This is a genomic window from Propionivibrio sp. (genome assembly GCF_017995515.1).
In the GTDB taxonomy this organism is placed as follows: Bacteria; Pseudomonadota; Gammaproteobacteria; order Burkholderiales; family Rhodocyclaceae; genus Propionivibrio.
Genome location: NZ_JAGOIT010000100.1, coordinates 1 through 11,068, shown reverse-complemented (window position 1 = coordinate 11,068; position 11,068 = coordinate 1). Strand labels below are relative to the sequence as shown.

The 11,068-nt window shown below is 63.5% G+C and carries 13 protein-coding genes; 10 read left to right on the top strand and 3 right to left on the bottom strand.

Going from position 1 to position 11,068, the window contains the following annotated elements; genetic code table 11:
* The 8 genes from KBA32_RS14095 to motD form a co-directional block, all read left to right on the top strand.
* The coding region (locus KBA32_RS14095) for a TOBE-like domain-containing protein (protein ID WP_294360055.1) at nucleotides 1–484 on the top strand (484 nt) is incomplete at its 5' end.
* Between the two features lie 355 nt (nucleotides 485–839).
* Nucleotides 840–1,979, top strand: a complete 1,140-nt coding sequence (gene flhB / locus KBA32_RS14090) for a flagellar biosynthesis protein FlhB (protein WP_294360049.1) — start codon at nucleotides 840–842, stop codon at nucleotides 1,977–1,979.
* Entirely contained in the window at nucleotides 1,972–4,056 is a 2,085-nt protein-coding gene (gene flhA, locus KBA32_RS14085) for a flagellar biosynthesis protein FlhA (protein WP_294360046.1), read from the top strand. The genes flhB and flhA overlap by 8 nt, the downstream gene beginning before the upstream one ends.
* Nucleotides 4,053–5,354 (top strand): flagellar biosynthesis protein FlhF, encoded by a 1,302-nt coding sequence (gene flhF, locus KBA32_RS14080; RefSeq protein WP_294360043.1) that lies wholly within the window; start codon nucleotides 4,053–4,055, stop codon nucleotides 5,352–5,354. Before flhA ends, flhF begins: the two co-directional genes overlap by 4 nt.
* Nucleotides 5,347–6,231, top strand: a complete 885-nt coding sequence (locus KBA32_RS14075; protein WP_294360041.1) for an AAA family ATPase — start codon at nucleotides 5,347–5,349, stop codon at nucleotides 6,229–6,231. The genes flhF and KBA32_RS14075 overlap by 8 nt, the downstream gene beginning before the upstream one ends.
* A gap of 36 nt (nucleotides 6,232–6,267) precedes the next feature.
* A complete protein-coding gene (locus tag KBA32_RS14070; RefSeq protein WP_294360038.1) occupies nucleotides 6,268–7,014 on the top strand; it encodes an RNA polymerase sigma factor FliA in 747 nt (248 codons plus the stop codon).
* On the top strand, nucleotides 7,007–7,747 hold the full coding sequence (locus tag KBA32_RS14065) for a flagellar motor protein (protein WP_294360036.1): 741 nt from the start codon (nucleotides 7,007–7,009) through the stop codon (nucleotides 7,745–7,747). The genes KBA32_RS14070 and KBA32_RS14065 overlap by 8 nt, the downstream gene beginning before the upstream one ends.
* Before the next feature lie 3 nt (nucleotides 7,748–7,750).
* A complete protein-coding gene (motD, locus tag KBA32_RS14060) occupies nucleotides 7,751–8,581 on the top strand; it encodes a flagellar motor protein MotD (RefSeq protein ID WP_294360033.1) in 831 nt (276 codons plus the stop codon).
* A 1-nt stretch (nucleotide 8,582) separates the two neighbouring features.
* Here motD and KBA32_RS14055 read toward each other — a convergent pair whose 3' ends face one another.
* The 3 genes from KBA32_RS14055 to flgA form a co-directional block, all read right to left on the bottom strand.
* Nucleotides 8,583–9,035 (bottom strand): flagella synthesis protein FlgN, encoded by a 453-nt coding sequence (locus KBA32_RS14055; protein ID WP_294360031.1) that lies wholly within the window; start codon nucleotides 9,033–9,035, stop codon nucleotides 8,583–8,585.
* A 41-nt stretch (nucleotides 9,036–9,076) separates the two neighbouring features.
* Nucleotides 9,077–9,361, bottom strand: coding sequence for a flagellar biosynthesis anti-sigma factor FlgM (gene flgM, locus KBA32_RS14050; protein WP_294360027.1), 285 nt, complete (start codon nucleotides 9,359–9,361; stop codon nucleotides 9,077–9,079).
* Nucleotides 9,362–9,458: 97 nt separating this feature from the next.
* On the bottom strand, nucleotides 9,459–10,280 hold the full coding sequence (flgA, locus tag KBA32_RS14045; protein ID WP_294360019.1) for a flagellar basal body P-ring formation chaperone FlgA: 822 nt from the start codon (nucleotides 10,278–10,280) through the stop codon (nucleotides 9,459–9,461).
* A gap of 88 nt (nucleotides 10,281–10,368) precedes the next feature.
* Between flgA and flgB the strand changes: the two genes are divergently transcribed.
* Nucleotides 10,369–10,773 carry a flagellar basal body rod protein FlgB gene (gene flgB / locus KBA32_RS14040; RefSeq protein ID WP_294360017.1) on the top strand — a complete coding sequence of 135 codons (405 nt, stop codon included), beginning with the start codon at nucleotides 10,369–10,371 and terminating at the stop codon, nucleotides 10,771–10,773.
* Nucleotides 10,774–10,778: 5 nt separating this feature from the next.
* The coding region (flgC, locus tag KBA32_RS14035; protein ID WP_294360014.1) for a flagellar basal body rod protein FlgC at nucleotides 10,779–11,068 on the top strand (290 nt) is incomplete at its 3' end.

Below are 11,068 nucleotides of genomic sequence, written 5' to 3'. Positions count from 1 at the left end.
TCAGGAAGAGGCGCTGGAAGTCGCCGTTCGCGTGGTGGTCATGAATCACGGGAAGATCGAGCAGATCGGCACGCCGGACGAGGTCTATTCCAACCCGGCTTCGCCCTTCGTCTATCAGTTCCTCGGCAACGTGAATGTCTTCCACAGCCGCGTGCACGGCAGCTGGGCCGACATCGGCCAGGCTTCGCCGGCTGCGACATCGGATGGCGAAGCGCTGGCGTTTGTCCGGCCGCACGACATCGATATCGAGCATGGGCCGGTCGACGGCGGGCTGGAAGCGATGGTGCAGGACGTGCATGCCATTGGCCCGCTCGTGCGCGTCGAACTGGCGCACGCTTCCGAATTGATCGAGGTGGAACTGACGCGGGAGCGCGCAGCCAGCCTCGGCCTCGCCCGGAGTCAGCGCGTCTGGCTCAAACCACGCCAGGTCAAGGTTTTCCCGGTGTCCAGTGAGGCGCTTGAGGAGGGTGGATCAGGGATTTAGCGCTGCCGGGCGTGCCGATCGCCCTTCCCCGGATTGCTCAAAGCGAAGACGCCACGTCCGTGACCCGGACGCGGCGTCTTTGTCTTTATCTCCTGTCTGTCGGTGCCTCGCACGCAGACGCGTAACTTGCCAACACACCGGTATCTCTATCCCGCTCGGTTCCTCGCTGCAGTGCCCAATCGGGCGATTTCTCCTGCCTGAAATTCGGCCGTTTTGCACCGGTTCCCCGCTTGGGCGGTCGTCCGTTTGCGTATTTCTTGCAACTATTCGAGAAACGGCGTAAATAAACCTCTATACCTCTTTATTTTTTAAAGATTTTTTATATAATTGGCCCAACTTAACCGGGTGTCTGAAGATGGCCGAAGAAAGCGATCTCGAGAAAACTGAGCCTGCGTCTTCCAGGCGCCTGGAACAGGCCCGCGAAGAAGGGCAGGTTCCCCGCTCGCGCGAGATCGGCGCTTTCCTGGTTTTGATGGTTTCCGCGGCGACTTTCTGGTTTGCCGGCCCGTGGATGTTGCAGCGGACGTCGGCGATGCTGAGGCGCGGGCTGACGCTCGATGAGCAGTTGGTGCGTGAACCAAAGTTCTTGATGCTGCGCCTCGCCGACCTGTCGCTCGATGCCTTGATGACTTTTGCGCCGTTTTTCTTTTTGCTGGTGGCTGCGGCCTTGTTTTCTCCGTTCGTTCTGGGGAGCTGGAACTTTTCACTCAAGGCGCTCAACCCCGATTTCGGCCGTCTGAATCCGATCCAGGGCATCACCCGGCTGGTCTCGTGGAGCGGCCTTGCCGAGCTGGTCAAGGCCGTCGCGAAGGCCTTGCTTGTCGGCGGCGTCGCCATCTGGGTGTTGTGGAAGCGGCACGACGACTTCTTTGCGCTCTTCGGCCAGACCGTGGATGTGGCGTTGGTTTCGGCCGGCCAGTTGATCAACTACAGCTTCCTGATGATCGTTCTGGCGATGATCCTGATTGTCGCCATCGACGTACCTTTCCAGCTCTGGCAGTACCACGACAAGCTGAAGATGAGCAAGGAAGAGGTGCGCCAGGAAGGCAAGGAAATGGAAGGCAACCCCGAGGTCAAGGGGCGGATTCGCCAGCTGCAACGGCAAGCGGCGCGCAAACGGATGATGGGAGCGGTGCCTACGGCCGACGTCATCGTCACCAATCCGACGCACTTTGCCGTGGCACTGGCGTACAAGAGCGGCATGGCCGCACCCAAGGTGCTGGCCAAGGGCATGGGCGAGATCGCCCTGCGCATTCGCTCGATCGGCGCCGAAAACGGCGTGCCGATGCTCGAAGCGCCGCCGCTCGCGCGCGCCCTGTACCGCCACGCCGATCTCGATCAGGAGATTCCCTCGAAACTGTACGCCGCCGTCGCCGAGGTGCTGGCCTACGTCTATCAGCTGACGAACTGGCGCAAGGTGGGCGGCGCCTATCCGCAGCCGCCGCGCGAAATAGCGATTCCGGCGGAGTTGGCCGTGGAGGCAGCAAATGGCTAGCGCAACGGCGACGCTGCAGAACCTGCTGGGGCGCGGCGGCGCGAAGCAGCTGGCCGGGCCGCTGCTCATCCTGCTCATCCTGTCGATGATGGTGCTGCCGCTGCCGCCGTTCCTGCTCGACCTCTTCTTCACCTTCAACATCGCGATTTCGATCATCGTCATGCTGGTCGCCATCAACGTGATGAAGCCGCTCGATTTCTCGGTCTTTCCGACCGTCCTGCTGATCACCACGCTGCTGCGCTTGTCGTTGAACGTCGCCTCGACGCGTGTCGTCCTGCTCGAAGGGCATACGGGGCCGGGGGCTGCCGGACAGGTGATCGACGCGTTCGGCCATTTCCTCGTCGGTGGCAATTTTGCCGTCGGTATCGTCGTTTTTGCGATCCTGGTCATCATCAACTTCGTCGTGATCACCAAAGGCGCGGGACGTGTCGCCGAAGTCGCCGCGCGCTTCACCCTCGACGCCATGCCCGGCAAGCAGATGGCCATCGACGCCGACCTCAACGCCGGCCTGATCGGCGAGGACGAAGCGAGAAAGCGCCGCGCGACGATCGCCGAGGAAGCCGACTTCTTCGGGTCGATGGACGGTGCGTCCAAGTTCGTCCGCGGCGACGCCGTGGCCGGCATCCTGATCATGGCCATCAACATCCTCGGCGGCCTGTTCGTCGGTGTCCTGCAGCACAACCTCGACGCCGGCACGGCGGCCAAGACCTACACGCTGCTCACCATCGGCGACGGCCTCGTGGCGCAGATCCCGGCGCTGATCATCTCCATCGCCGCCGGCATGGTCGTCACCCGCGTCGGCGACACGCAGGATCTGTCGCAGCAGTTCATCGGACAGATCTTCAATAATCCGAAGGTGCTCGGCTTGTCGGCAGCGATCATCGGCATGCTGGGGCTTATTCCGGGGATGCCGAATTTCGTCTTCCTGCTCCTGGCGGGCGGGTTGGGTGCGTTGGCGTGGGATCTGGAGCGTCGGGCCAGCACTGCCGCTCCGGTACCGGTGACCGTCGCGCCGACGGTGGCCGCCGAAACGCAGGAAGCGAGCTGGGCCGACGTGGCGCCGCTCGACGTGCTCGGACTCGAAGTCGGTTACCGCCTGATTCCGCTCGTCGACAAGGCGCAGGACGGCGAATTGCTGCGCCGGATTCGCGGGATTCGCAAAAAATTCGCGCAGGAAGTCGGCTTCCTCGTTTCGCCGGTGCATATCCGCGACAACCTCGAACTCAAGCCCAACGCCTACCGTATCCTGCTGAAGGGCGTCGAGATCGGGCAGGGCGAGGCCTTCCCCGGCAATCTTCTGGCGATCAACCCGGGGCGTGTGGTCGGCCAGCTGCCGGGTACGGTCACCAAGGATCCGGCCTTTGGCTTGCCGGCAATCTGGATCGATACGGCGCTGCGCGAACAGGCGCAGGCTTATGGCTACACGGTGGTCGACGCGAGCACGGTGACGGCGACGCATCTCAATCATCTCATTCTGTCGCACGCGTCCGAGCTGCTTGGTCGTCAGGAAACGCAGGCGCTGCTCGACCACCTGGCAAAGGAAATGCCGAAGCTCGTCGAGGATCTGGTGCCGAAGATCCTGCCGCTCGGAACGCTGCAGAAGGTGCTGCAGAACCTGCTCGACGAGGGGATTCACATCCGCGACATGCGCAGCATCATCGAGTCGCTTTCGGAAAACGCCGCGCGCATGCAGGACGCCGAAATGCTCACGGCGCAGGTTCGCGTCGTCCTCGGGCGTTCGATCGTGCAGCAGCTCTATCCGAGCGGCACCGAGATGCAGGTCATGTCGCTCGATCCGCAACTCGAACGGATTCTCCAGCAAGCCATCGCCGGTGGCGGCGATAACGCCAGTATCGAACCGGGACTCGCCGACACGCTGCTGCGCGAGACCGCAGCAGCCGTGCAGCGCCAGGAACAACTCGGCTTGCCGGCCGTGCTGCTCGTTTCCAGCAATTTGCGCATTCTGCTGTCCCGCTTCCTGCGGCGCGGCATTTCTCAACTCAAGGTGCTCGCGCATAGCGAAGTACCGGAAAACAAAATAATCAAGGTCACCTCGATTATCGGAGGTAGGGTATGAACGTCAGGAAATTCATCGCGGCAACGGCGCGCGACGCGTTGCACAAGGTCAAGGAGCTGCTTGGGCCGGACGCGATCATCCTCTCCAATCGGGCCATTCCCGGCGGCGTGGAAATCATGGCGGTGGCCGCGGGCGACATGGACATGATCGTCTCGTCGCCGACGCCGGTTGAACCGGCGAAGGATGACGACTACAGCGTTCGGCTGTCGTCCCCTTCTGCGACGCCCGCACGTCCGGTAGCGCCCAAAGCGAGCGTGCCGCCGCTGGCGCCCCGCCCGGCGCCGCAGTTTGAACGCCTGCAGACGCCTTCCGTGACGCAGGAGCCCAAGGCGAAGGCCGAGGTCGTCCCGGCCGAGGTCATGGAGGAAATCCGCTCGCTGCGCAAGATGTTCGAGCAGCATTTCGCCGGCGCCGCCTGGGGCGAGGCCGCGCGTTCCGAACCGGTGAAGACGGAGATCCTGCGCCAGATGCTCGACGCCGGATTCTCACCGCGCTTTGCCCGCGAACTGCTGACGGATCTGCCGCGCGAGTTCAACGCGACGCAGGCGCTGGCCTGGGTCAAGGCGCTTGCCGACCGTTCCTTCCTGACGATCGACGCGGACAACGACATCGTCGACCGCGGCGGCGTCTATGCGCTGGTCGGGCCGACCGGTGTCGGCAAGACGACGACGACGGCGAAACTGGCCGCGCGCTGCGTGCTGCGCCACGGCGCGAGCAAGGTGGCGCTGATCACGACTGACGGCTACCGGATCGGCGCGCACGAGCAGTTGCGCATCTACGGCCGCATTCTTGGCGTTTCGGTGCATTTGGTGAAGGATGCGGACGACCTGAAGCAGACGCTCTTCGATCTCCGCCACAAGCACATGGTCCTCGTCGACACGATGGGCATGAGCCAGCGCGACCGCATGGTCGGCGAACAGGTCGCGATGTTCGGCAACAGCAACGTCAAGCGGCTGCTCCTGCTCTGCGCGACGAGCCGCGGTGACACGCTCGACGACGTGGTGCGCGCCTACAACGGGCCGGATCTCGCGGGTTGCATCCTGAGCAAGGTCGACGAGGCGGCGAGCCTGGCGTCGTCGCTCGACGTCATCATCCGCCACAATCTCCGCCTGCACTACGTCTCCAACGGCCAGCGCGTGCCGGAAGACCTGCATCTGCCGAACCGCACCTACCTGCTGCACCGCGCCTTCAAGGACGTGCCGGAAGTCTCGCCGCATCGCCTCGACGGCCTCGAACCCGGGCTGGTGATGGCGACGGCCGGATCGCCGGTGGCCATGGCAGGAGGACGTCGTGGCTAACTACAACGGTGATCAGGCGGACGGTTTGCGCCGCCTGTTTGGCCGCAGTCAGCCGCGCGTCGTGACATTTGCCTCCGGTAGCACGGGCGTCGGAAAAAGCGTCCTCGTCGCCAACGTGGCGTCGCTGCTCGCCCGGCAGGGCAAGGACGTCCTGATTCTCGACGAGAACACGAAGAACACGACGGCCAACTACTTTGGCGCGCTCGCGCGTCATGACTTGCTGCGCGTGGCGAACGGCGAGAAATCGCTGACCGACGTGCTCGTGACGGCGGCGCCGGGAATCCGGATCCTGCCGGCGGCGGAAGCCATGCGCAAACTCGGCGTCCTGAGCAGCCAGCAGCAATCGATCCTGGTGGGCAGCTTCGCCGGGCTTGAGAACGCGCCCGACGTGATTCTGGTGGACGCCTCGCTCGATCATCCGCTCGGCTTCTCGCCACTGGGACTCGCGGCGCACGATACGGTCATCGTCATCTCCGCCTCCGGTGATTCGATCACCGAGGCCTATGCGCTGATCAAAAAGGTCAGCCTGGGGTACGCGCGCAAGAACTTCCGCATCCTCGTCAGCAAAGTGCGCAGTTTCGAAGAGGCCAAAGCGATCTACGGGAACATCGCCAAGGTGGCGCGCAGCCGCGGTGTGGCGCGGCTCGAGTTTGCCGGCTTCGTGCCGCAGGACGACAGCCTGCGCCAGTCCTCGTGTCTCGGTCAGCCGGTCGCCGGACTCTTCCCGGAAGCGCCGTCGTCGCGCGCCTACGGCTTGATCGTCAACGCGCTGCTGAGTTGGCCGCGACCGGACGGCGAGGCGGGCGGGCTCGGGCAGTTCGTGCAACAACTGCTACACTTGAGCCAACAAATCGACCCGGTCGCCATTTACGCCTGATTCACGCCTGATTCACGCCTGATTCCTCCTCAATCCATGTATAACGCCGCTGGCCAAATCAACAAGGATCAGCTGGTACAGCGCTTCGCTCCGCTCGTAAAGCGTATCGCCTATCATCTGATGGCCCGCTTGCCGTCCAGTGTCCAGGTCGACGATCTGGTGCAGAACGGCATGATGGGCCTGCTCGACGCGATCAGCCGATTCGAGGCAGGGATGGGCGCGCAATTCGAGACCTACGCGGCACAGCGCGTGCGCGGCGCCATGCTCGACGGGCTGCGCGAGAACGACTGGCTGCCGCGCAGCCTGCGTCGCGATTTCCGCCGTATCGAGGAGGCGATCGCCCAGCTCGAACAACAATACGGGCGCGCTCCTGCCGAAAAGGAACTGGCCGCCGCGCTGGGCATGTCGCTCGGCGAGTACCAGAAGATGCTGCAGGACACGCGCGGCCATCAGCTGATTTCCTTCGAGGACATGGTCGAAGAAGGCGAAGAGGATTTTCTCGAGCGTCACTTGACCGACGATACGAGCGAGCCTTCGAAGATTCTGGAAGACGAGGCGTTGCGCCGCATTCTCGTGCAAGGAATCGAAGCGCTGCCTGAACGCGAGAAGATGATGATGGCGCTCTACTACGAGCAGGATCTCAATCTGCGCGAAATCGGCGAAGTGATGGGCGTGACGGAGTCGAGGGTCTGCCAGCTGCACAGTCAGGCCGTCGCTCGGCTGCGTGCGCGGGTCTTCGGCGACTCCAGCGTCAAGATAAAGAAAGCCAGACGGAATGGATAAGATCAGCGTTCTCGGGTTGGTGCTCGGCATCGTCGCCATCGTCGGCGGGCAGGTCCTCGAAGGCGGGCACGTCGGTTCACTCTCGCAGCCGACCGCCTTGCTGATCGTTCTTGGCGGAACGATGGGCGCCGTCATGCTGCAAAGCCCGTACGCGACGTTCATCCGCGGGGTGAAGATGGTGCGCTGGGTGTGGTATCCGCCGGTCGTCGATCATCAGCAGCTGATCAAGCAGGTGGCGAGCTGGAGCCAGGTCTCAAGGCGTGAAGGCCTGCTGGCGCTGGAGAACGTGATGAACCAGCTGAAGGACGACTTCGCCCGCAAGGGCCTGCAGTTGCTCGTCGACGGCGCCGAGCCGGAGCGCTTGCGTGAGGTGCTGGAGGTGGAGATCAACACCTATGAACAGGAGCTTAAGCTCTCGGCGAGGATATGGGAGGCGGCTGGCGGCTATTCGCCGACGATCGGGATTCTCGGCGCGGTGCTGGGGCTGATCCACGTCATGGAGAATCTGTCTGAGCCTTCCAAACTCGGTGCAGGGATTGCCGTGGCCTTCGTCGCGACGATCTATGGCGTCGGACTCGCCAATCTTGTCTTCCTGCCGATGGCGAACAAGCTCAAGGCGCACATCGCGCGCTTGGTCGTGCGCCGCGAGATGATCGTCGATGGCCTGGTCGGCATCGCCAACGGCGACAACCCGCGCATCATCGAAAGCCGGCTTCAGGGTTACATCTTCTAGCCCATGGCGCGCAAGAAGCTCGACGACGAGCACGACAACCACGAGCGCTGGCTCGTTTCGTACGCCGATTTCATCACGCTGCTGTTCGCCTTCTTCGTCGTCATGTACGCCTTGTCGTCGGTCAACGAAGGCAAGTACCGCATTCTCAGCGAATCGATGGCGACGGCGTTCCGCAACGTACAGGTGGTCGGCGATGCGGCGCCGCTACCGGTGGCCATCAACCCGCCGATTCCCTTGCCGAAGAAGCCGAGCGGTGCCATGAAGGCGCCGCCGGATACGGCCAAGCAGAAGCAGCGCGACACGATGCGCAACGTCGCCAAGGATATTCTCCAGGTGATGGCGCCGCTCATCGAGCAGGGCAAGGTGCGCGTCATCGAGACCAGCCGTGGCGTGACGATCGAGATCAACGACAGCATTCTCTTCTCGCCCGGCCAGGCGCTGCTCCAGCCGCCCCTGATCAAGGCCATGAGCGCGATTGCCGAAGTGCTGGCGCCGACCGATTTCCCGATCACTATCGAAGGGCATACCGACAACGTGCCGATCAACACGCCGCAGTTCCCCTCGAACTGGGAGCTCTCCGCAGTGCGCGCGACGACCGTGCTGCGCCTGTTTGCCGATTCCGGGGTCACCGCCGAGCGGCTGACGGCGATCGGTTACGCCGACACGCGGCCGGTCGAGCCAAACGTGCTGGCCGATGGTCGCGCGCGCAATCGGCGCGTCACGATCCTGATTGATTCGACGGTGCCGGAAAAAGGAACGGAGGTTGGCCTTGAGGGCAAGCCGGCAGCAAATTCTGGAGAAGTGCCGGTGGCGCCCGCTTCGCACCAACAGTGATTCAGACGGCGTCGTAGATGCGCCGGCCGCCGGGTTTCGTCGATTGTCCGTCCGGGCCGTAGAGTTCGAGCGAGTTTTTCGCGCCGCTGAGCGCTTCCAGCGCTTTCGTAGTGAACTGCATGCGAATCTGGATCAACTCGCCATTGACCCGGTTCAGTTCCTGGGCTTCCGTAGCAAGTTGCAAAACCTTCTGCCAGGTGCTGCTTGCTTCGGGGTCTTGTCCCTGCGCGCACCAGGCGTCGATTCCGGCACGGTCGGCGGTCAAGCCACGTGCTTCGAGAAAAAGCGCGCGCTGTGCGGAAAGCTGATTCAGCTGGATGACCAGTCCGTTTTTCTGATCGGCGAGTTGCGGGAGATCGTCCGCGACGCCTTGTGTGAGCGAAGCCTGCTCACGGCGGAGCAATTCGACAAACTGTTCCAGGAGCGTCGCCTCGCCATCAATCGTTTGCCGCATGGCGGCGCGATCGACAGCTTGCGTCCCGGGTCGAGTCAAGATCAGCCCTGCCGTTCGGCGTCGACGAGTTCTCTGGCCGAGGCGATCAGGCGGTCGGCGATCGCGCCGGCGTTGATCGTGAATCGTCCGTCTGCGATGGCCTGTTTGATCTCCGCCACACGGCCGGCATCGAACGACTGCTGATCGTCCGATGCAACGAGTTCGGTCGCCAGCGAACTCAGGCGAACGTCGTCACCCGCCGGGGCGGTTTTGCTGGCGGTGTTCTGTCCGCGCGACTCCTTGATGAGTGACGCGCCCACAGGCTTGGTTGAACTGTCGATCTTCATGATGGCGCCTCAAATATTCTTTTCCTGATGGGCTATCGGCAAGAATCCGCCAAACTTTAGCATTAATTTCAGACAGCTGGACGTCGTCGGCGGTGATTCAGTGCGTGACCTCGACGATGCCGCCCGAGCGCGCAATGCCGCTCACGGTCTGTCCGGACGCGGCGCGGACCTGCACCACTTGCCCGTCCATTGCGCTGGTGAGTGCTTTCCCTTCGGCGCTGACGCTGAATCCGTCGCCACGCGAAATCATCCTTACGCTTTGTCCCTGTTGCACGGCCCACTGCGCCGACAGTTGGTCGCTGCGCAACGGCTGGCCGGCTCCGAGGCCGCTTTTCAGCGTTTTTCCGATGGCCTGCGCGGGGTCCATCAGAACGCTCGATGGTAGCGTGCTCAAGTCGCCGCTGCGGACCACGATACTCGATGCGTCGAGCACGGTGCCGGCGGCCAGGGGGCGCGCTGTCGTCAGGTAGTCGCCGCTGACCGTGATCTGCGTCGGGACGTAGATCGTCCACGTCGACGGGCCGAGGCAGCGGACGCCGATCGTCGTCCTGCCCCAAAGTTTGCCGCCTTGCGGAACGAACGGCTCGAAGGCGTCGCATGCCGGCAGCTGCGTTCGGGCGTCAAGCGGGCTGATGACGTAGCTGACCTTGCCGGGCAAGCCCTGCGTCTGGGCCCGGAGAAAATCGTCGAGCGCCGTGTACAGCGGCGATTTGTCCGGCGGATTGGCAGCGGCGCACGCCAGCGCGGGCAGCGCCAGCAGCAGGCCGACTACGCGGAGGGCTGAACGGGGAACGGCAAGGTTTCGGTGCGGCGCTTCTCTCATCCCGTCATTCTGCCTGATGAACCGGCGATTACGGAATGTGCGGCCGGGATCGCCCCGGCAATATTTGCCGATGCCGCCGTCGATGGCGGCACGCATCGCCGCTTTCCTCCGATTTTCCGGCATGGTGCGGTGTGGCACGAGAATTGCATTGGAAGGGGCAGCGTAACCCTGAAGCGGAGCTGCCGTGACCAACCGAATCGACGATGCACTTTCTTTCCAGAGTAGGGCGCTGGGGTTGCGCGCCTATCGCCAGCAACTACTTGCCGGAAACATCGCCAATGCCGATACGCCGAACTACAAGGCGCGCGACTTCGATTTTTCGGCCGCGCTGCAAGATGCGGTGGCCGGGCGCAGCAGCGGCGATCTGCCGCTGGCGACCACCGCGCCGGGGCACATTCAGGGCGCCGCCGGGCCGTCCGGGCCAACGCGCCTCATGTACCGGACGCCGGCGCAGGACGCTGTTGACGGCAATACGGTCGATATGGACCTTGAGCGTTCCGCATTCTCGGAAAACGCTCTGCAGTATCAGGCGGGGCTGAGTTTCATCACGCATCAACTGAAAATGCTGACGGCAGCGGTTCAAGGATAGCCAACATGAGCATGTTCAACGTATTCCACATCGCCGGCAGCGCGCTCACTGCGCAGTCTCAGCGCCTCAATGCCGTCGCCAGCAACCTTGCCAACGCCGACAGCATCGTCGGGCCGGACGGCAAGCCTTACCGCGCCAAACAGGTCGTGTTCGAGGCGACGCCCATGAACGGCGAGGCTGCGCAGGGCGTTCGCGTCAGGCAGGTCGTCGAGGACGCGAGCCCGGGGCGCATGATCTACGACCCGCGCAACCCGGCGGCCGACGCGCAGGGCTACGTGATGATGCCGAACGTGAA